Below are 21,380 nucleotides of genomic sequence, written 5' to 3' on the forward strand. Positions count from 1 at the left end.
GAAAGCTGTTTTCTTTTTTGGTTGTCATTATTTATCATCATGGTCGACATAAGGGTCATGTTCATAAGCCGGTAAATCCCCGAATGCAGTCATAATGCCTTCCTCATCAAGGGCATCTTCGTAACTTTCATGCTGCGGGTTTGGATAAACCTTGATATTATTTCCATACATGTCATTTCCAACAAAATTTTCATAGTCCTCGACATAGCTAATGTTTTCGTCTGCTTCAGTATAGATATCACTATAACTATCCTGTGGAAAGGCTAAATCGGAAGGAGTCTCGGATGTGCCCCACGCGGCAACAGTCTGCCAAGAATCTTCTGCATCAAAAGCAACGTTCTCATCTTTTTCGTCCATATCAAACTTACCAAAGGGCGGCATCAAAACGCCTTCCTCCACGGGGCGTTTGTGTGAAGTAACCTGATCGGGACTGTGCTCAATACAATAGGTTGTATTCGGCAATGCCTGTAAACGTTCTAAGGGTATTTCCTTACCGCATACTTCACAAGTTCCATATGTGCCATTTTCCATCGCTTCTAATGCGTGATTTATATTCCTTAGCTCAAATTCATAATGTTCATTTAAAGCAATATCCTTCTCACGCTCATATAATTCTGTTCCCTCATCAGCAGGATGGTTATCATAGCTGGATAACTCCCCCATTGACTCATGAAAATGACCTCTTTCTAAGCCAAAGTGATCATTTTGTTCGATATGTTCTTCTACCTCACTTTTTTCTTGTAACAACTGTAAACGTAACTCAGCTAATTGCTGTGTCGATAACATGTGCTAGACCCCTTTCAATGAAAAGCGCTAAGTATATTGTTCCATCTATTTCACCATTATATTTTTTGTTATTATCGTTCTCTTCTATTTTCATTTTTTTCGTGGTTGATTATGTAATGAAAATTTAATTCCATCAAAAACCTAACTACAGGATTGTTTATTAACTGAATAAGAAATGGATAGGCGTGTATCTTAAGAAATATCAAAACTAGGAGAAATGAGGGGATTATGTGGTTAATGAAAACTTTGACAAATTCAGACAAGAGCAAAAGGAGCATCGTTCAACCTATTTAGGCGGGAACAGAAACCAAAAACCTGGGCTTAATGATGCCGAATATAATAATCAAGATAATACCGACAAATCACCAGGCGCGACCGGTAGAGATATATAGAGAAAAGGAGGATTTCGATGAGTAAATCCAAGTCCGGGGGGAATGAGAAGAGCGACATGAAATGGTGGCAGCTTTCTTTGTTTGGCGTGGGTTGTACAATTGGAACAGGTTTCTTCCTTGGCTCGGGCTTAGCAATTAAAATGACAGGTCCATCGATCTTGGTTGCCTTTATGATTGCTGCCCTAGGGACATATTTTGTCTATGATGCTTTATCCAAAATGACGTCCCAAGAACCCTTACAAGGCGGGTTTCGGTCGTATGCGAAGAAAGCATATGGCAGGTGGGCAGGATTCAGCAGCGGGTGGGTCTACTGGTCATCGGAAGTCTTAATCATGGGAAGCCAGATGACGGCTCTCTCGATTTTTTCCCAATTTTGGCTTCCCAAAATCCCCTTATGGATATTTGCTACGATTTACGCAGTTTTAGGACTAGCAGTGATTTTAATCGGAGTAAAGGTTTTAAATAAGCTCGAAAATATTCTGGCAGTCTTAAAAATCTCAGCGATATTAATGTTTATAGTAATTGCTTTTCTGGCCATCTTTGGGGTAATCGATGGTGATCGTCCGATTCAGTATCCGAATACCCAAAAAGAAATTATGCCCCATGGATTGAAAGGCTTATGGTCAGCAGTGATTTTTGCCTTCTATGCTTTCGGTGGTATTGAAATTCTTGGATTAATGGCGACCAATTTAAAGGATCCGAAGGAAGCTCCCAAAGCAGGCAAAGTCATGTTGTTTACGCTCATGATCATCTATGTGGTATCGATTGGTCTTGCTGTCATAATTGTTCCTTGGAATCATTTTAACACAAAAGAAAGTACCTTTGTTGTCGCTTTAAATGCATACCATCTTTCCTTTGTTCCTCATTTTTTTAATGCAACATTAATTATTGCCGGATTTTCAACAATGACAGCTTCACTTTATGGCGTAACAAGCGTGCTAGTTACCCTTGGAGAAGAGGGTGATGCACCTGCATGTTTTTCAAAGCCAGGGAAATTAAAAGTCCCGCTGGCATCCCTGCTTATTACCATGTTAGGAATTACTGCCTCGGTTGTTTCAGCCTTGGTTTTACCTAACAAAATTTATGAGTGGGTTACCACGGGTGCCGCCTTAATGCTCCTTTATAATTGGCTCTTTATCCTGGCATCCTCACGAAAAATTTTAGAGCTGCAGCTGAAGGAAAAAATTATGTATTCCATTGGCGCCTTATTTATTTTAATTGCGGTTAGCGGCACTCTTTTTCATGAAACAAGCAGACCGGGCTTTTTTATTAGCTTAGCCTTTCTTGGAATTATTGGAGTGATTACCTTATTCATGCAGTTAAGATGGAAAAAGTCGAAGAAAAAAGTGCTTAGCCCATGGCCGACTGCATAGAAAAACCAGCGAATTCTTTTTGCTGGTTTTTTTGTTATGCAAATAACACATTAAAGGCTTGCATTCCAAAATAAATCCCAAAGCCAATCAATGAAAGACCAGACAGGCAAGAAATGCCGACAAGTAATCGGGGAGTTAAGAAATTACGAAAACTGCTTGATACACTCGCCATGGCAATATCCCAAATCAGCAGCCCAATAAAAATTGCACAGCTGTAGAGGACTAATTGAGTCGGATTTGAGGATGCAGCTGTTTTCGCAAGGACGGACCCATAAATCCCTAACCAAAATAGAATCGTTAAGGGATTAGAGATCGACATAAGAAATCCCGAGAAGAATGATTTTATCAGTGGTTCCTTCCCTCTGGATTGCTCTAAATTAATTTTTCCCGCGTTCATGAAGGTTTCTATTCCTGTATACATAAGGACAAAACAGCCAAAAAACCAAAGAAACGTTTGCATAAATGCGGTTTCAAGAAACTGGACTACTCCTATATAAACAACAAGCATATACATGCCATCGGCAATAACAGCCCCGACTCCAATAAGCCACGAATTCATAAATCCGTTCCTAATGCCCCTGTCAATCTGAGCAGCATTAATTGGACCAATCGGAGCCGCCAGCGATAATCCTAAAAGTATATAGCTCAAAAATACATTCATCTATATCTCTCCTTAATAACTAAGTAGAAGCCTGTCTATAATTTTTATTCAAAGAAATAGGTTTGTACCACAAAAAAATAAAACCTTCCTGTCATCGGAAGGTTTTTCACTTACATTATTGTTTTGGACCTATTGTTAAAATTATCAAGCAGTCCTATTAGATTAATCCGTTTTCGTTAATAATAAAAATAACTGGTTCAGCACCTGCTCTACGTGAAGGTGCTAAAAACACTAGAAAGAGGTGACAATCGTGCCAAACAGAGTGTATATCAGCTTCTTACGTTTGCCGCTCCTCGTCCGAATTCTATTAATGGCATTACTTGTGTTTCTCTTATTCGGAATCTCTATTCACTTTTTAGAACCAACCACCTTTCCCACCATTTTCGATGGCATCTGGTGGGCGATAATCACTGCATCAACGGTAGGGTATGGTGATTATGTCCCACACTCCTTCTTAGGCAGACTCACCGCATTGATTCTCATCCTATTCGGTGTTGCCTTTGTTTCATCCTATTTTGGAACATTGGCCGCAGCTGCCGTCACAAAACAAGATGCCCTGTCTGAAGGGAGAATCCCTTATAAAGGGGAGGGACATATCATCATTATCGGCTGGAATGAACGATCGAAGGAGTTAATTAATAAGCTTACCACCACAAAATATCAACAAATGATTGTTTTAATTGATGAATCGCTTGAAGCAAATCCCGTAAAATCAAGATTTGTGCACTTTATTCAAGGGAAGGGTCATGTAGATGATACTATCGTCAAAAGTGATATCAAGAATGCGGAGAAAGTGTTAATTACTGCAGATCGAGGAAATGATGAACTGCAAGCAGATATGAATAGCATTCTTACCTTGCTCACTATTAAAGGAATATGTGCACAAGTTAAATGCATCGTTGAGATTTTAACGAGAGAGCAAGTAATTAATGCCTATCGAGCCGGTGCTGATGAAGTAATTCAATCAAATAAATTGACCAGCGTCTTTATGGTAAACAGTTTGCACTCGAATGGAGATGGACTGTTGTCAAACGTTGTCCATGAATTACAGGAAAGCAGATTGTCATCCTACCCCGTTGAGGAACCTGAAATTGGTAAGCCCTTCAGCGATGTATGTCTCTTATTATTGAAAAAGGGCTTCCTCCTGATTGGCATTCAAAGAGGGGAGGAAACATTATTGAATCCATCCCACTCCTTGCCTATAGAGGAAAATGATCAATTATTAATTTTCAAATAGGTTAATCCTGGAGGAGAAGCATTTCCAATTCCTGTACCAGTGCTGTTCCAGAATCTCTATACCTCTCTGGAATGCTCGCATCCTTATCGACAGGTTCTTGAAATTGATTTAGGGTCCCTGAGAAGGTTCCTGTGCTTCCTTCGTCATCTAGCCCTGCTTCATATTTATGGGACAAGAGGAATGGTCTTCCCAGCCTTACTGTACAATTGTTATCATCTAGTTGCCCATCGACGGCTTGAAATGGCAGCCGTACGAATAGATAGCCGTCCTGATCATCAAGCTTATAATCAAAGGCACCATGGTCATAATCCCAGTTTCCGCCAATCGAATAGCCGATTGGTTTTAATTTTTGTTCAAGTTCAAATAGGTCAAACTGTTTTCCTTCCACTTTCGATGGTAACTCAATCATCAACATTAACCCCCTAATTTTCAATACCATTAGTTTCTCCAAATCCAATCATTTTAATAAAAGGCTGTATTCGGAATAATATTGTTGTTTCTGGAACCGATTTAATTAAATAAATCTACAAAAGAAATTATAATTAGGACAAAATTACTTTTGAAGTTTCGAAAGCTATCTGAAGTCGACCGAGGTTTGGACACTCTTGCCTTTGAAATCACCAACGCTGTCTGAAGACCACCGATGTTCGGACACTCTTGCCTTTGAAATCACCAACGCTGTCTGAAGACCACCGATGTTCGGACACTCTTGCCTTTGAAATCACCAATACTGTCCGAAGACCACCGAGATTCAGACAATGTTTGCCTTTGAAATCACGAAAGCTGTCCGAAGTCGACCGAGGTTCGAACACGGTTGCCTTTGAAATTACGAAAGCTGTCCGAAGTCGACCGAGGTTCGGACACCGTTGCCTTTGAAATTACGAGGTTCGGACACGTTTTCCTTCGAAATCACCAACGCTGTCCGAATAGGCCACAAATCGAACACAGCAACAAAGTTTCCGATAAGAGCCTAATAAAAAAAGAGAACCGAATGTATTCCATCAGTTCTCTTTTCTATATTTTATAAACGTTTTTCTAATTCTGCTTTTTTCTCTTCGTATCCTGGTTTACCTAGAAGGGCAAACATATTTACTTTGTATGCCTCAACACCTGGCTGATCGAAAGGATTCACTCCAAGTAAGTAGCCGCTCATGGCACAGGCTTTTTCAAAGAAATAGACAAGGTATCCTAATGTATATTCATCCATGGCTGGAATGTTAACAATTAAATTTGGCACACCGCCATCTGTATGAGCAAGCATCGTCCCTTGAAATGCCTTATTATTGACAAAGTCTACTGTTTGACCAGCAAGGTAATTCAAGCCATCTAAATCATTTTCTTCTGCTTCAATTTTCAGCTCGTGACGAGGTGTTTCCACTTTAATGATTGTTTCAAACAAATCACGACGACCTTCTTGAACATATTGTCCAAGTGAATGGAGATCGGTTGAAAAATTGGCTGAGGAAGGATAAATTCCTTTTTGATCTTTGCCTTCACTTTCGCCAAATAACTGCTTCCACCACTCTGAAAAATATTGCAAACCTGGCTCATAATTTATCAGCATTTCAATGGTTTTGCCTTTATTGTACAACACATTTCTAACAGCAGCATATTGGTAGGCAGGATTATTTTCGAGTTCGGATTGACCAAAGGCTGTTTGTGCCTCTGCAGCACCTTCCATGATTTTCTCAATGTTTGCCCCACTTACTGCGATTGGAAGCAAACCAACTGCTGTTAGAACAGAATAACGTCCGCCAATGTCATCAGCGATGACAAACGTTTCATAGCCTTCTTCTGTTGCTAAGGTCTTTAGAGCACCTCTTGCTTTATCTGTTGTAGCATAGATTCGTTTGCGAGCCTCATCTTGACCGTATTTTTCTTCAAGAAGTTTACGGAAAATGCGGAAAGCAATTGCTGGTTCAGTTGTAGTTCCAGATTTAGAAATGACATTAATAGAAAAGTCCTTTCCATCAAGGAGATCCATTAAATCTCTCATATAAGTGGAACTGATATTATTTCCAACAAAAATCACTTGAGGTGTATTTCTCTTATCCTTTGGAAGGACGTTATAGAAGCTGTGCTGGAGCATTTCAATCGCTGCTCTTGCCCCCAGATAAGATCCTCCAATTCCAATAACAAGAAGAATATCAGAATCAGCTTTAATTTTCTCAGCTGATTTTTGAATGCGTGAAAACTCTTCTTTGTCATAGTTGGTTGGGAGGTCAATCCACCCTAAAAAGTCATTACCCGCACCGGTCTGCTCATGTAGTGAGTGATGAGCAACTTTTACGGCATCACGTAAATATGTAAGTTCATGTTCTCCAAAAAAAGGTAAGGCTTTTGAGTAATCAAAATGAATATGTGTCATGCATGATCCTCCATAATTTTATTTACATAACCACTTTAACGAATGATGGGATGATTATCAAGGCAGGTCCACTATTGAAAGCGCACCCACTTTCGACAAATTTCTTAACTTTCGTAATTTTATAGTGATGCACGATAAATAGCTAAAACATCCTCACGGTTTAAACTGTTAAAATTCCCAAATTCACCGTTTTCCATCGCTCTGTCAGCCATTAAGTCTAGTTTCGAATCATCAATATCATAATCAATTAACCTTGATGGTGCATCAATACTATTCCAGAACTCACGTAATTTTTGAATTCCTTCAAGTCCTATTTGTTCTGCACTCTTGTCTGCTTCATTTACCCCAAACACCCGAATGGCAAGTTGCTTAAAGCGTTCAGGCTTCACGGCTAGATTATGCCTCATCCAATGTGGGAACAAAATCGCCAGGCCTCCGCCATGAGGAATGTCATATACGGCCGACACAGCGTGCTCTAGATTATGTGTAGCCCAATCACCGCGATAACCCATATTTAAAATTCCATTAAGAGCCATCGTTCCACTGTAAAGAATGGTCGCCCTATGCTGATAATTTTCTAAGTCCGCAAGCAACTTAGGTGCCGTTTCCATCACAGTAATCAATAAAGATTCACACATGCGATCTTGAAAATCTGTATTTTCTTCTAAATGAAAATAATGTTCAAGCACATGTGACATCATATCGACAATACCATAAATAGTTTGGTTCCTTGGCACCGTAAACGTGTTAACGGGATCTAAGATCGAGAATTTCGGATAAGTAACGGGACTTCCCCAGCCATACTTTTCATTTGTTTCCCAATTTGTAATAACCGAACCTGAATTCATTTCTGAGCCCGTTGCTGCGAGCGTTAACACCGTACCAAACGGAAGGGCATCTTGTGGAATTGACTTTTTAATAACAAGATCCCAAGCATCCCCCTCATATTTTGCACCGGCAGCAATAAGTTTGGTACAATCAATGACACTTCCGCCCCCGACTGCTAACAAGAAATCAATTCCCTCTTGTTTACAAATTTCCACCCCTTTTCGTGCGGTAGTAATCCGTGGGTTCGGTTCCACTCCAGGGAGTTCAAAAACCTCTGCTCCAATTTCTGCTAATAAATTTATTATATTTTCATACAAGCCGCTCCGTTTAATACTGCCCCCGCCATAGACGAGCAATATCTTTTTCCCGTAATGAGGTACTTCTGTTTTTAGTTGTTCCAACTCACCTTTTCCAAAGATCAATTTGGTCGGATTTAAAAAAGTAAAATTTTCCATCATTATACACCATCCTTTTCCTTACTCATTATTAGTTATTATCGTTCTTTTTGCAAAAAAACTTCCTCGCATCATCCATGATGCAAGGAAGTTTTTTATGCCCATCCCCTATACAAGGAGGCATCTGCCATTTTTTTGACGCCGATCATATACGCCGCCAAGCGCATATCCACGTTGTTAGTTTGGGACAGTTGATAAATATCCTCGAACGACTTGACCAGTTTATCGCGCAATTTCTCTTCTACTTCCTCTTCACTCCAATAATACCCCTGCTTGTTTTGAACCCATTCAAAATAGGAGACGGTCACACCACCTGCCCCAGCCAAAACATCTGGTACAAGCAAAATGCCACGTTCAGTAAGTATATTGGTAGCTTCAAGCGAGGTCGGCCCGTTTGCAGCTTCTACGACAATTTTAGCCTTGATGTTGTAGGCATTTTCAGCGGTAATCTGATCCGAAATCGCTGCAGGAACTAATACATCACATTCCTTCTCAAGCAGTTCTTTATTGGTGATGGTCCATTCGAAAAGAGTGCTAATCGTTCCAAAGCTGTCCCGACGATCCAACAGATAATTAATATTCAATCCATCAGGATTATAAAGTGCTCCATAAACATCAGAAATTCCAATTACAATCGCTCCTGCATCATGCATAAACTTTGCCACATAACTGCCTGCATTTCCAAACCCTTGAACAATGACACGGGATCCCTTAATGCGAATACCGCGTTTCTTGGCAGCCTCCTCAATACAAATGGTTACGCCCTTTGCTCCTGCCCTTTCCCGGCCCTCAGAGCCTCCAAGTACAAGGGGTTTGCCGGTAATAAAACCAGAAGAATCAAATTGGCGGAGACGGCTGAATTCATCCATCATCCACGCCATGATCTGAGAATTAGTGTACATATCGGGTGCAAGGATATCCTTCGTTGGACCAACAATTTGGCTGATAGCACGAACGTATCCGCGGCTTAATCGTTCAAGTTCACCGAATGACATCGTCCGCGGGTTACAAAGAATCGCTCCTTTTCCTCCGCCAAATGGTAAGTCAGCGATGCCACACTTCATACTCATCCACATCGATAATGCCTTCACTTCGGTTGCTGTGACCTTAGGGTGAAATCGAACCCCACCCATGGTCGGCCCAAGTGCATCATTATGCTGGGCCCTAAACCCGTTAAATATCTTGGTCGAACCATCGTCCATCCGCACGGGGATTCTAACATCCGACATTCTTAATGGCTCTTTCAATAATTCGAACATTTCTTCGTTATAGCCCATCTTTTTTAATGCATCATGAATAACAATCTGTGTTGAAGTGAGCAGGTCTAATGTCTCTATATCCTTATCACCGCCACTATTTGTTACATCATATATCCCCATTTTTGCACCCCTAGTATTTTTTACCTTTTATCCAAGTACGTTTTTAATCCTCTCCAAGGCCCAGTTCAGTTCATCTTTACTAATAATCAGCGGCGGCGCAAAGCGAATCACCGTGTCATGGGTTTCCTTACACAATAGTCCTTGCTCTTTTAATTGCTCACAATATTTGCGAGCCGGCTGAGATAATTCAACTCCGATAAATAATCCACGTCCGCGAATTTCTTTTATGATTGGATTTTTAATTTCTTTTAATTTATTAATAAAATACTCGCCAAGTTCTAACGATTTTTCTGCTAGCTTTTCATCCACCAGCACATCAAGGGCAGCTATGGAAACTGCACATGCCATTGGATTTCCCCCGAAGGTAGAACCGTGTGATCCCGGATTAAATACACCTAAAATATCTTTGTCAGCGACAACACATGAAATTGGAAACACACCACCGCCCAATGCTTTACCTAGAATATACATATCAGGTTCGATTCCTTCCCACTCACAAGCAAACATTTTACCTGTCCGGGCCAAACCAGCTTGAATTTCATCCGCAATAAACAAAATATTGTTTTCTTTACAAAGATCATAGGCGGCCTTCATAAAGCCTTCAGGTGGAATGACAATCCCAGCCTCTCCCTGAATCGGTTCAATTAAAAATGCCGCTGTATTAGGCGTAATCGCAGCCTTTAATGCCTCTAAGTCACCGTAAGGGATTAGCTTGATCCCCGGGAGCATGGGCCCAAACCCGCGTTTATACTCGTCGTCGGATGAAAGGGAAACTGCCGTCATTGTTCTGCCGTGGAAATTCCCTATACAAGCAATAATCTCCGCTTGGTTCTCGGCCACACCTTTTACATCATAGCTCCAGCGTCGTGCCGTTTTCACAGCTGTTTCCACTGCTTCCGCCCCGGTATTCATGGGCAGCACCATCTCTTTTTTCGTTAATTGACAAACCTTTTCATACCACGGACCAAGTTGGTCATTGTGAAATGCACGGGAAGTTAATGTAACTTTATCGGCCTGGTCCTTTAACGCTTGAATAATTTTTGGGTGACGATGTCCTTGGTTCACAGCTGAATATGCACTAAGCATATCCATATATTTATTGCCTTCTGGGTCCTCTACCCAAACACCTTCCGCCCTAGTAATGACAATTGGAAGCGGATGATAGTTGTTGGCTCCATATTTCTCTGTTTTAGCAATTAATTCATTCGTGTTTACATTTGCATTCATAAATAACCCCCCGTTTCATTGTTTCATTCTAATATTATGTACATATAGTACTATTGTAGCCGAGCATGAAAAAAGAATGAACACCCCAATATAATTTTATCCATGAAAAAGCTCTTTTTATGTAAAAAAAAGCCTAGCACCATGCTAATATAGCATTGGGTCTAGGCTTTACATGAATTTATTTTTTTATTAAATCTTCACGTTGTGACTGGTCAATCCACTCTTGTAGTTTATCTTTTAATGTGTTAAAACCTTGTTGGCCTTCCACTTCTGGAATAATCGCAGCAACTGGACGTTTACGAGGTTTCTTTGCCTTCGGAGCAGCCTGTTGAACAGGAGCTTCTTCCGTTGCACGAATCGAAAGTCCAATTTTACCTGCGCCTTCATCCACTGATAATACTTTCACCTTAATTTCGTCCCCAACTTTAAGGTGGTCATTAATATCTTTCACATAACCATGGGTAATTTCAGAAATATGGACAAGGCCTTGAGTATTATCGTCAAGCGCAACAAACGCTCCATATGGTTGAATTCCAGTTACTTTACCTGTTAAAATACTTCCAGTTTCGATCTTTTCTGACATGAAAACACTCCTAAGTAATTAATTATTTTATCCCTTATATACGCATTATAATATTATACCACAAAGAACGCTTTAAATCAAAAAAGATTGAAAAATAAACTGCAAATAATGCTTACCTTAGTGGGATTGTCGAAATTTCTTAACATAATATTCAAGGAAAGGGAAAGAAATAGTTACGAAACGTGATAAACTAATAGTGAGGAAATCTATTTTAAAGGGAAGGTGAACCAGTTTGAATACCATCGGCCAAACCATTAAAAATGCCCGTGAAATGCTCCATATGTCTCAGGAAGAGCTGGCACAAAAAGTAAGAGTTGGAATTCACACAATTGAGAAATACGAATCTGGAGAACAAATTCCTAGCACCCAAACCTTATTAAAGTTATCAACTGTATTAGATCTTCCTGCCACAGAATTGCTTGAACAATAATATGAATAATAACAAAGTTTTTCTATACTGCTGTATAAAAAAAGGAAATACTGGAAACCCTTATATCATAAGGCTTTCTAGTATTCCCCCTTTTTGAAGTGGACATCCATCATGGGATGTCCTTTTTTTTTGCCATGAAGTTTTAAATGGAACAAGCATCATTTGCTTTAATGACTAATAATTCTTTAGCTATTTTCAAGCACTCTTCCAAGGGAATTATTCTTTCAAAGGAAAAATCATAAATGCTTTGTATTCTTTTGGCCAACTCATCACAATCATCTAATTCATAGATAGCCTGAATGGTATCAGCGATTTCTGTGTCATATCCTCCATTAGTTAAGTTGAAGGGATTCCACTCATTTAATAGATCTACATATTGTAAATTTGTTTGCAGTTCTTTTCTCATTATTTTTAACTCCCAAATTTCGGCTTAAAAAAGGACTATTTTATTTCCTCATGGTCTCCAGTATACTTCTAAAAAAATGGAGTGTAAAAGATTGGTGCACCACACAAGTTATCTAACTATTTCCAATAGATGATGTAGCATTTGCTCTCCAGACACTAGTGCCTCACCGCCGCCCTGGGCAAATGAATCATTTCCTCCGCCCTTTCCGTTAATAAGCGGAAGGGCACTAGCGATTACTTGCTTCATACTTACCGTTTCAGCTTGTCCACGTGCACAAACCACTTGCAATCGCTTATCATTTTCCGATACAAAGTAAACAATAGCCGTTTCTTGTTCAGTAATTATGATTCGTGCTAAATTTTGCAATTCCTGAATGGACCGATTTTGAAACACCTCACTGACGAGGAGCTTCTCACGATGACTTCCTTTTTCAAGTAAGTCCTTCGCCTCAAAATGAAGGAGACTTTCCTGAGTTTGTTCAAGGTCTTTCTCTAATGTTTTGTTCGTTTCAAGGAGACGAAGGACAGCCTGTTCCATTTCCTTTTCAGGAGAATTCAGGATTTTTGTTAATTCCAGGAGCACCCTTTGTTTTTGTCCAAGCTGTGTAACTACTCGGTTCCCGCCAACAAATTGGACCCGCACCTTCTTCTTTTGTCGTTCCCAATCCAATACTTTTACCGCTCGAACCTCACCAGTAGCTCCTGGATGTGTCCCCCCGCACCCGTTATCATCAAAATCAGGAATAATAACCAGGCGAATATCCTCTTTCACTTTTGTCTCTTTTCGGAGATTATATTGAGACAATTCTTCTTCTGTAACCCATTTCGTCTCAATTGGTCTGTTTTCAAGGATGACCTGATTTGCTAGCGCCTCAGCTTCTTGTACTTGTTGCTCGCTAAGATGCTCCGTCTCTAAATCGATGGTAAGTATTTCTGCCCCTAAATGAAACCCAATTGTTTTGTATCCAAATAGGTGATCAAACGCCGCAGATAATAGATGCTGCCCGGCGTGTTGCTGCATATGATCCAAGCGTCTTTCCCAATCGATGGTCCCTATGACTTCCTTTCCAATATCATCGAATGGCCCATCAATGTAATGCCGAATTTCTCCATCGATTTCTTCCACGTTTATTACCGCTTTATTAGCAAGTGTTCCAAGGTCGTGCGGCTGCCCGCCGCCGGTTGGATAAAAGGCCGTTTGATTTAATACAATATACCAGCTGCCTGTTGGGTCTTGTTCTTGTTTTACCACTTTTGCTTTGAAAGTTTGTATGTATGGATCTTGATAATACAGTTTGTTCTCCATGTTTGTGGTCACTCCAATATATAATTATGAACTCATTGTCTAAAAAAAAGGAAAATAAATCAAGCAAACAAAAAACTGCTCCTCCTTTATGAGGAACAGTTTTTTCTAACTGATCTGTGACTTAACTACTTCTTATTTTTACGCTGTCCAAAAGAAGTAGGCATCGTTGGTAGGTTTTGTCCACCTTGCTGGGAAGTGCCCATCATTTGAGGAAAACCAGTTTGCTGTTGGCCTCCCATCATTTGAGGGAACCCGCCCATGCTTTGAGGAGTTCCTGATTGCTGGCCTCCCATCATTTGAGGAAAACCTCCCATGCTTTGAGGAAAACCTGACTGATGGCCTCCCATCATTTGCGGAAAACCGCCCATGCCTTGAGGAAATCCTGATTGCTGACCTCCCATCATATGTGGGAATCCTCCCATTTGTGGATAACCCATTTGATGATATCCTCCCATTTGCGGGAAGCCTCCCATTTGATGATACCCACCCATTTGCGGATAGCCCATTTGCGGGTAACCAGATTGTCCTGGAAATCCGCCAAAGAATTGTCTTTTTCCCAAACTTATCGCCTCCTAAATCGTCTCCATGCTAGTGTATGTCCACCTTTAGGAAAAGCTGTAGATTTCTACCTATTTACAAGAAAAAATTCAATGTTAAAGGCTATCACACTTAACTGATAGCCTGCCAAAAAATAATATTCTCATTCTAGCCGTTTTATTTGTTCGCTTTTTTATCTTTTGTTATTTCTCCACAGGCAATCCGTTTTCCAGAATCTCCTGAAGGCGGTGTCATACCATCATCTTTCCCTTCATCAATGACGATTGTGGTCCCGTCTTTTGTAAACAACGATGTCTTTCCATCTTTCAAGGTGACATTGGGTGCCGTTAAATCTACTTTTACAGACCCATCATCACCAACCATTAAATTAGGCAGATCGCCTGCATGTGCACCTTTGGGATGAAGAAGCCCATGTTCCTTATTATCGGGATTAAAATGGTTTCCTGCTGATTTAAAGTCTGGAGCTTTACATTTTCCCTTGTCATGGATATGAATCGCATGATCTCCGGCTGGAAGGCCATTTAAATCTACTGATAATTTTACGCCTTTGGCCTGCTCAGCTACCTTTATTTTGCCAAGGGAATCCCCTACCGCATTATACATCTCCACATCAATCTTTCTGATATTCTCTTCTGTACATCCTGTTAGAATGAGCAGTGGAATGATGATCCAGCTTTTCTTCATATGTATACTACCCCCACACTAGACAATTTGCATTTAGTATGAGCAATCCCCCGATCCTTTATCCAAACAAAAAGGAACAGTATTGGGTTAACTGTTCCTTGGAGTGTGCTCTTGATTTTGCAATTGTTTTTCTAATTCTTTTGCCTTTTTAGCCTCGCGTTTGGAGACTAAAATGATGACGCGCATCGTTAGTAAGGCTCCAATTAAGAAAATCGCAAAAGTGATTGCAGCAGGTATATATTCCGATTTATCTTCCGGAAAGTATAAAAACAATGAAAGTACCGATGGATGAAACATTTTTCTTCTCCCTTTCTCTAAAGGAACTGCTCTAATAATTCATTATAGCAACAAAAAACATTTCATACCACCTTCATAATCTACGGTTCATCGTTACTCTGCTAACACCTTGATTTTCTTAATGATCACATCTTTCTCAGGTTTATCTTGAGCACCAACAGGCGTGTTAGCAATTTTATCCACGATATCCATTCCTTCAACTACTTGGCCAAAAACCGTATGACGATGATCAAGCCACGGTGTACCACCGTTTTTATCATAGGCTTCAATAATCTCTTTCGGATAGCCTGCTTTTTCCATTTGGTCCTTCATGGCAGAATCTAGTGACGAGCTTTGCACAATAAAGAACTGACTTCCGTTTGTGTTGCTGCCTGAATTAGCCATGGATAAAGCACCGCGGAGATTATAAAGATTTTTCGAGAATTCATCTTCAAAAGGCTGTCCGTAAATACTCTCCCCGCCAGTACCGTTACCATTCGGATCACCGCCCTGGATCATGAAATCTTTAATAACCCTATGAAAAATAAGTCCATCATAGTAACCTTCTTTACCATGTTTTACAAAGTTTTCAACTGCTTTCGGAGCATACTTAGGAAACAATTTAATTTTTATATTTCCCATTGACGTCTCCATTTCAACGAGTTGTTCATTATCAAGCACCTCTGTTGAAAGCTGAGGATAGACGGCATTTGACACAGTTTGGTCCCCTTCCTTCTGTTCCGTTTTTGGCGCGGTCTTTTTGGTGGTTGCTTCTTCTTTCTTTGTGCTTGTCCCACAAGCAGCCAAAACTAGAACAATTGTAAATAATGTTAATAAGAAATGCAGATTCTTCCTCATATATCATTCCTCCAATTTTTTGACTTTAACCGAAATAAAATTATTTCACACATTGTTTTAAATTTACTATGATTCATATTAAAATAAAAGAGAAAAGTGGAAGGGGTGTTTTTTTTGTCGGAATTACAAATTGGTAAGATTGTTACAGCCATTTATAAGACTGGAAAATATATTGGAGAAATAACAGAGGTACGTCCACAGCATTATTTAGTAAGAGTTCTTGCTGTGCTTAAACATCCCATGCAAGGAGATTTACATAACCCTAAAGATGCAGATGTACTTATTTTTCACGAGAGAAAAGCGCTCAGCTTTCGGGAGCAGGCGAATATCCCCCTCAAAATGGTAAAGCCCTTTGAGAATGAGATTCCAGATTATAGAGAGTCGTTAAAAGAATCGTTAGCCAAAATGAAACAGGAATTAACAGAAACTAATTCAGAATGGGCTGAAATGAGCCTGAGAGCCTTGGAATCGCTTGAAAAGGATTATAAAATATAGGCTGTGTTAAAGCTCAATGTTAATTTTTGCACCCTGTTGATTGGAGTGGAAGGTGCGAAGACTCCTGCGGGAGGACGGGGCAGGGGAGACCCCACAGGCGCGCAGCGACGAGGAGGCTCCCCGGACCGCCCGCGGAAAGCGAAGCGCCTGGAGCGGAAATCAACAGGCAGATTAACAGAGCATATAAAAACGCTAAAGGCCAAATCAGTTTGAATGATTTGGCCTTTTATGCGAATTCATTTAATAACTTTGAAAAATCAATCCGATCCCCAATCGTGGTTGGCTCTGGTTTTTCTAAATAACGTTTATCCTTTTCAACGAGTTTGAATATATTAAAGGTAGTCAGCGCATCATCCAGTGCACGATGATGTTTGCCCGTTCCTTCTTTCCCGTATTCCTGAACTGCCTTCCAAAGTCCCGTTTGATTTTGATCACCAAAGAATCGTTTATATTCCATGGAAAGATCCAACTCCACTGCGTTTAGCGGAAACGCAATCCCTGCCTTTAAACAATTATGACGAAGAACCTTCATATCCATATTTCCCCAAGTAACAATGGTTGTTTCATAATTATTCTTGTTGAACTCCTCCAATTTTTTAACAAGTTCAAAAATAGATAAACCCTTGTCTACCTGTTGCTGAGAAATATGTAAAAAGGATTTACAGCGTTCAGTTAGTTTTGGAAATTTAAGTGGAGTAACAAAGGATGAAAACTGTTCTGTTACTTGATCATCTACGACTGCAACAATTCCAACTTCGATAATTTCCGCATAAAAATCCTTCATGCGAACATTCCGTTCAGGCATTGTAAACTCAAAATCGATAAATAAATGTTGCCGCCTTGCCCGCATCAATTTCACCACCTTTACGTTTACTCTTACTACATTATATAAAGAAACATGTACAAAAAATTGTGCTTTTTTTCTATTTTTTCTTATATTATAACACGAAACTAATGTTAATTTTTTAAATTTTTAATCAATAATAATCCTAATAATCCATTCTTCTACAAACAGATATTTTCGCGATTATTTTTTGAGCTTAATGACTGCCATCGTACATCTTGATACACAAATCATGCGGCCTTCTTCATCGGTAATTTTAATATCCCATACTTGAGTGGATCTCCCTTGATATAGGACAGTTGCAGTCGCTGTAACCACACCTTCCGTTTTCGGACGAACATGATTTGCATTAATCTCTAGACCCGCAACACCCTCCGTTTCTTTATCTGCCAATTCATATGCTCCTATACTGGCAACCGTTTCCGCCAAAGCAACAGATGCACCACCGTGCAGTAATCCAAATGGCTGACGAGTCCGCTCATCTACAGGCATGGTCGCCATAACCCTTCCTTTTTCAACTAGGGTAATCTCAATTCCTAAAGATTGCAGCAATGTATTTTCAATCATATTAATTCCTCCAATATGTAAACAGTTTTCATCTATATAAACTATTCGCTTTATTAACTAATTTTCCTTTTTTACATAAAAAAACAGCCCAAGAGCTGTTTTTTCATTTTAGTAATAATACGGGGCACCGAAGCCGGGATAAAAAGCCCCAGGAAAGCCTCCTGGCGGTGGAAATGGGGGTGGGGGCGGTGGATAAAATCCTGGATATCCGTAAAATGGCCGGCTAATTAACGCACCCCCTAATAAGCCTCCTAAAAATCCTCCAAGTAATGGCAAACCGAAGCCAATAAATCTTTGGTCTTGGACCTGATGAGGGTTTCGATAATAAGGGTACATGCAGCAAACCTCCTTCTTCTATACTTGCCTACACTATTTCATATGCGAATGGAAGGGGTTTTGAGTGGGCAAAAACAAAAGGCGGAAGCGCCAGGTTAGCGGCGTTTGCACTGGTGCGCTCCAATAGCACAAAAAAGCCTCCAAGATGTCTCGGAGACTTTTTCAAATCACTATTTCTCGATGGGTTCAAACCGTTCTACAAATAAGGCAAGTGTCCGGGTCATCACTCCGGTTGCACCGGCAGGTCCTAAATCATGGGATTTTGCGGTGGTAGCTGTCCCCGCGATATCTAAGTGCACCCATGGTGTTCCTTCGGCAAATTCACCGATAAAAGCCCCAGCAACCAATGCATGGCCTTCACTGCCAGGGGAATTATTTAAATCGGCCACTTTACTGTTTCTTACCCGTTCAATCTCCGTTTCAAACAATGGCAGCTGCCACATTTGCTCGCCTGCTTCCAGGGAAGCCCCTAAGACTTGATCATATAATGGACCATGATTAGTCATTGCCCCCGTTGTATGGAGACCAAGTGCGGTAATTACTCCTCCTGTTAAAGTTGCGACATCTACAAGATAGTCTGCACCGTGCTGTTTTGCATAGGTTACCGCATCAGCTAAGACTAGCCTTCCTTCAGCATCTGTATTTAAAACCTCGATGGTCTTACCGCTCATCGATGTAATCACGTCATCAGGCTTGAAGGCATTGCCGCTAATCATATTATCCGTAGAAGGAATAACCGCGACCACATTTTGTTCAGGCTGAATTTCACCGATGATTTCCATTGCACCAAGGACTGCTGCTGCTCCGCCCATGTCAGTTTTCATCCCCACGATCCCTGATTTCGTTTTAATGGAGTACCCTCCCGTATCGAAGGTTATGCCTTTTCCAATTAAGCCGATCACATCTTTCCATTCATCTTTCCCTTGATATTTAAGGACAATCATTTTAGGAGGCTCTGTTGAACCCTGATTCACGGCAAGGAATGCTCCCATTCCAAGCTTCTCTATTTCAGCTTTATCCAGGATTTCCACCTCAAAAGCATATTTACGTGCAAGTTCCCGAGCATAATTAGCCATATCTGTTGCCGTTAACATATTGCCAGGGATGTTAACGAGTGTTCGTGCCGAATTCGTTCCTTTACCAAATACATGTCCTACCGTTAACGAGGCTTGCACTTCATCTTCATCAAGGCTGTCACAATAAATCGTTAGATGAGCCAGCTTTCTCTCCGGTTCGTTCGATTTTTGCTTGTATCCTTCAAATTGATAGGTTGAGAGAGCAAATGCTTCGCTCAGCGCATGGGCAGCGTCCAAACCATCAACTTGTTCAGTTGTAAAGGAATCTAAATAAAAGGATGCTTCTTCAAGTTTATTTGCCTTCACTTCCTTAAAGAGACAGCCGAAAGCAGATTTTAGTTTATCAAAGGTAAATTCCTTTTCCTTCCCCAGGCCAACAAACCAAATACGTTTTGAGCCGATTTTCCCTAAACTATGTACTTTATTGATTCTTTTAAACTTTGCTGAAATGTCACTTGATTTTATGAGCTCTCTTAATTGGCCATTGAATGCATCATCGAGCAATGCTAAAAATCCTGTGAATTTTTCAGGTTTATCAAAGAGTCCAATGACTAAACCTTCGTGCTCTGTTGTTAATTCTAGTTCTTTTTTTACATTAAACAAATTACTTCACCTCCAAATTATTCGTGTTTAATTATAGCGAATTACCCTATTTATTTCGAGCAACTAATTATTATAAAAATAGGCTCTGGTAAAGTTGCCTGTTGCCTTCCGCTCCAATCAACATTTAACACAGCCTAAAAGTAAAAAACAGGCCAGCAGCCTGCTTCTATCTCTTCTCAGAACTAATATACTGCCCACGGAAGACTTGCATCGATTTATCTTCATTTAATGATTTAAGTGTTTGCTCTGTTAGTTTTCCATTCCCTTTTTGGACCACATAAATATCGAGCTTCTTTTTGCCCCACTTATTATAAACATCCTCAACCGTTTCATAATAAAGGTCTAGCTCATTCCCTTTGATAGCCCCGCCTTTATCGGCAACAACGCCATATCCATAGCCAGGGATAAAGAGGATCGTTCCAATGGGAAATACATTAAGGTCTGCTGCAATCGTAGAAAACAAATCACGTTTTACTTTTACACCGGAGTAAGTTATCCCATATTCAGGATGGCCAACACTTTTTCCTGTTGATTCTACTCCTGCTGTATATCCAGTGGCGGTAACTGTTTGTTTAGGATATTTTGACCAATCAATTTCATTTTCCAAGGACCTTTGGGTTCCTGAAACAGGTTCAGTCGACGCAAGAACAGACGCAAATTGGTTTAAAAACATTTGTGCATTTACTCCAGAGATTGATTGGAAGGTCGCAAAGACTGCCATTAAGAAGAGACAAACCATGGCCAAACGCCTACACCAATGTATCATTTTATTCATCAAAATTTTCACTCCTCCCAAAATATTCATTCCCAAGTTGAAGGAAAATATTCAAAAAAGGACAAGCGAAATTTTGCATGTGTGAGTGCAAATCATAAAAAAGACTCTTTCCAGGGGGGAAAAGTCCGTCTTTTCCCCTTGGTAAGAGTCTTAAAACATTTGGTATCCATTTTTTCGTAAAAGTTTGATCGTGAAACCTGCCGCTATCGCACCAGCTAGTCCACTTATTAAAATGAGAATATCAGCAGTGGCTAATGAAGTAAACCTGTGGCCCAATTCATTAAATGCCATTTTACTATTTGTAAAATATTCACTAAAACTCACTTTATCTACAATAAAAATGGCCACAATAGGATAAACTACAGCCATAACCCATGACATACGAAGCAGCATATTGAGAATAAACCCAATTCCAAAAAATAAAACAAAGAAAAGTAAAATCGATATGATTAAGACAACAATGCTCATTTGCATCCGAGATTCCCCCTTATACATCAACATTTAGTGTACTGAATGTCGAAAAAGGAGTCAATATAAACGAATGCATTTCTTTTATTTACAAGAAAAAAGCCCCTCGAATAATTCGAAGAAGCACTTCAATGATACGATAAACTTTATTCTTTTTTCTTGCCAGTTCCTTCGCAGCAGCTGCAGGTTTCCGATCCCCCTAGAACTAATTGAAAATAGCCCTTCCCTGCACAATAATCACATGCTTTTGAATCCACGATTTTTACTGTCATTTCTAAATCATCTCCTTAATAATTAACTTAATTTTCTGATAATATATCAAGGATTTTCTAAAAAAGAAAGGACGAAAATCTGGCAAATTCAATCGAGAAAGCGGATACATGTCAAGTTTTCTTACAATTACTTATCGT

General features: G+C 40.0%; 25 protein-coding genes and 1 pseudogene. 5 read left to right on the top strand and 21 right to left on the bottom strand.

From position 1 onward, the window contains the following. Positions 1–27 precede the first annotated feature (27 nt). Entirely contained in the window at positions 28–786 is a 759-nt protein-coding gene (locus M3610_RS07485) for a yteA family sporulation protein (protein WP_251457904.1), read from the bottom strand. Between the two features lie 409 nt (positions 787–1,195). On the opposite strand from M3610_RS07485, the gene M3610_RS07490 reads away from it, so the two are divergent. Continuing rightward, complete coding sequence (locus M3610_RS07490) at positions 1,196–2,551, top strand: amino acid permease (RefSeq protein ID WP_251457906.1); 1,356 nt, start codon at positions 1,196–1,198, stop codon at positions 2,549–2,551. Between the two features lie 34 nt (positions 2,552–2,585). On the opposite strand, the gene M3610_RS07495 is transcribed toward M3610_RS07490, so the two are convergent. Then, the gene (locus M3610_RS07495; RefSeq protein ID WP_251457908.1) at positions 2,586–3,212 is read right to left on the bottom strand and encodes a LysE family transporter; all 627 of its coding nucleotides are present in this window, start codon (positions 3,210–3,212) and stop codon (positions 2,586–2,588) included. Between the two features lie 250 nt (positions 3,213–3,462). Here M3610_RS07495 and M3610_RS07500 point away from each other — a divergent pair, with 250 nt between their 5' ends. Beyond that, a complete protein-coding gene (locus M3610_RS07500; protein WP_251457909.1) occupies positions 3,463–4,449 on the top strand; it encodes a potassium channel family protein in 987 nt (328 codons plus the stop codon). Position 4,450: 1 nt separating this feature from the next. Here M3610_RS07500 and M3610_RS07505 read toward each other — a convergent pair whose 3' ends face one another. The 6 genes from M3610_RS07505 to yugI form a co-directional block, all read right to left on the bottom strand. Next, a complete protein-coding gene (locus M3610_RS07505; protein ID WP_098572786.1) occupies positions 4,451–4,858 on the bottom strand; it encodes a YugN-like family protein in 408 nt (135 codons plus the stop codon). Positions 4,859–5,470: 612 nt separating this feature from the next. Further along, positions 5,471–6,817, bottom strand: a complete 1,347-nt coding sequence (locus tag M3610_RS07510; RefSeq protein WP_251457911.1) for a glucose-6-phosphate isomerase — start codon at positions 6,815–6,817, stop codon at positions 5,471–5,473. A gap of 119 nt (positions 6,818–6,936) precedes the next feature. Next, complete coding sequence (locus M3610_RS07515) at positions 6,937–8,100, bottom strand: iron-containing alcohol dehydrogenase (protein ID WP_251458353.1); 1,164 nt, start codon at positions 8,098–8,100, stop codon at positions 6,937–6,939. 95 nt (positions 8,101–8,195) lie between these two features. After that, positions 8,196–9,479 (bottom strand): Glu/Leu/Phe/Val family dehydrogenase, encoded by a 1,284-nt coding sequence (locus tag M3610_RS07520; protein ID WP_251457913.1) that lies wholly within the window; start codon positions 9,477–9,479, stop codon positions 8,196–8,198. A 27-nt stretch (positions 9,480–9,506) separates the two neighbouring features. Then, positions 9,507–10,706: an ornithine--oxo-acid transaminase gene (locus tag M3610_RS07525; RefSeq protein WP_251457915.1), complete on the bottom strand. Its 1,200-nt coding sequence runs from the start codon at positions 10,704–10,706 to the stop codon at positions 9,507–9,509. A gap of 178 nt (positions 10,707–10,884) precedes the next feature. After that, entirely contained in the window at positions 10,885–11,289 is a 405-nt protein-coding gene (gene yugI / locus M3610_RS07530) for a S1 domain-containing post-transcriptional regulator GSP13 (protein WP_251457918.1), read from the bottom strand. A gap of 232 nt (positions 11,290–11,521) precedes the next feature. Between yugI and M3610_RS07535 the strand changes: the two are divergent. Then, positions 11,522–11,716: pseudogene (locus tag M3610_RS07535) on the top strand (helix-turn-helix domain-containing protein); the annotation flags it as partial. Positions 11,717–11,861: 145 nt separating this feature from the next. Here the strand turns inward: M3610_RS07535 and M3610_RS07540 are convergent. From M3610_RS07540 to M3610_RS07565, 6 genes are all read right to left on the bottom strand, one after another. Beyond that, positions 11,862–12,125 (bottom strand): DUF1871 family protein, encoded by a 264-nt coding sequence (locus tag M3610_RS07540; protein ID WP_251457921.1) that lies wholly within the window; start codon positions 12,123–12,125, stop codon positions 11,862–11,864. 108 nt (positions 12,126–12,233) lie between these two features. Next, the gene (locus M3610_RS07545; RefSeq protein WP_251457924.1) at positions 12,234–13,430 is read right to left on the bottom strand and encodes an alanyl-tRNA editing protein; all 1,197 of its coding nucleotides are present in this window, start codon (positions 13,428–13,430) and stop codon (positions 12,234–12,236) included. A 125-nt stretch (positions 13,431–13,555) separates the two neighbouring features. Beyond that, positions 13,556–13,990, bottom strand: a complete 435-nt coding sequence (locus M3610_RS07550) for a hypothetical protein (protein ID WP_098572778.1) — start codon at positions 13,988–13,990, stop codon at positions 13,556–13,558. 154 nt (positions 13,991–14,144) lie between these two features. Beyond that, a complete protein-coding gene (locus M3610_RS07555) occupies positions 14,145–14,672 on the bottom strand; it encodes a superoxide dismutase family protein (RefSeq protein ID WP_251457927.1) in 528 nt (175 codons plus the stop codon). Positions 14,673–14,759: 87 nt separating this feature from the next. Beyond that, on the bottom strand, positions 14,760–14,969 hold the full coding sequence (locus M3610_RS07560) for a hypothetical protein (protein ID WP_098572776.1): 210 nt from the start codon (positions 14,967–14,969) through the stop codon (positions 14,760–14,762). A gap of 93 nt (positions 14,970–15,062) precedes the next feature. Further along, entirely contained in the window at positions 15,063–15,806 is a 744-nt protein-coding gene (locus M3610_RS07565) for a peptidylprolyl isomerase (RefSeq protein ID WP_098572775.1), read from the bottom strand. Between the two features lie 114 nt (positions 15,807–15,920). On the opposite strand from M3610_RS07565, the gene kapB reads away from it, so the two are divergent. Then, positions 15,921–16,301 carry a kinase-associated lipoprotein KapB gene (gene kapB / locus M3610_RS07570; protein ID WP_098572774.1) on the top strand — a complete coding sequence of 127 codons (381 nt, stop codon included), beginning with the start codon at positions 15,921–15,923 and terminating at the stop codon, positions 16,299–16,301. 3 nt (positions 16,302–16,304) lie between these two features. Then, positions 16,305–16,514 (top strand): hypothetical protein, encoded by a 210-nt coding sequence (locus M3610_RS07575; protein ID WP_251457930.1) that lies wholly within the window; start codon positions 16,305–16,307, stop codon positions 16,512–16,514. Between the two features lie 13 nt (positions 16,515–16,527). On the opposite strand, the gene kapD is transcribed toward M3610_RS07575, so the two are convergent. The 7 genes from kapD to M3610_RS07610 all read right to left on the bottom strand — a co-directional run bounded on the left by kapD (position 16,528) and on the right by M3610_RS07610 (position 21,242). After that, positions 16,528–17,151: a 3'-5' exonuclease KapD gene (gene kapD / locus M3610_RS07580; RefSeq protein WP_098572773.1), complete on the bottom strand. Its 624-nt coding sequence runs from the start codon at positions 17,149–17,151 to the stop codon at positions 16,528–16,530. Positions 17,152–17,328: 177 nt separating this feature from the next. Next, entirely contained in the window at positions 17,329–17,712 is a 384-nt protein-coding gene (locus M3610_RS07585; RefSeq protein WP_251457933.1) for a hotdog fold thioesterase, read from the bottom strand. Positions 17,713–17,820: 108 nt separating this feature from the next. After that, positions 17,821–18,048 (bottom strand): hypothetical protein, encoded by a 228-nt coding sequence (locus M3610_RS07590; RefSeq protein WP_251457935.1) that lies wholly within the window; start codon positions 18,046–18,048, stop codon positions 17,821–17,823. Positions 18,049–18,218: 170 nt separating this feature from the next. Then, positions 18,219–19,727 (bottom strand): leucyl aminopeptidase, encoded by a 1,509-nt coding sequence (locus tag M3610_RS07595; RefSeq protein WP_251457937.1) that lies wholly within the window; start codon positions 19,725–19,727, stop codon positions 18,219–18,221. Positions 19,728–19,893: 166 nt separating this feature from the next. After that, complete coding sequence (locus tag M3610_RS07600; protein ID WP_251457939.1) at positions 19,894–20,502, bottom strand: 3D domain-containing protein; 609 nt, start codon at positions 20,500–20,502, stop codon at positions 19,894–19,896. Positions 20,503–20,652: 150 nt separating this feature from the next. Beyond that, positions 20,653–20,976 (bottom strand): YuiB family protein, encoded by a 324-nt coding sequence (locus tag M3610_RS07605; protein WP_098572768.1) that lies wholly within the window; start codon positions 20,974–20,976, stop codon positions 20,653–20,655. Positions 20,977–21,116: 140 nt separating this feature from the next. After that, positions 21,117–21,242, bottom strand: coding sequence for a YuiA family protein (locus M3610_RS07610; protein WP_180230041.1), 126 nt, complete (start codon positions 21,240–21,242; stop codon positions 21,117–21,119). Positions 21,243–21,380 lie beyond the last annotated feature (138 nt).

Source organism: Neobacillus sp. MER 74, assembly GCF_023714155.1.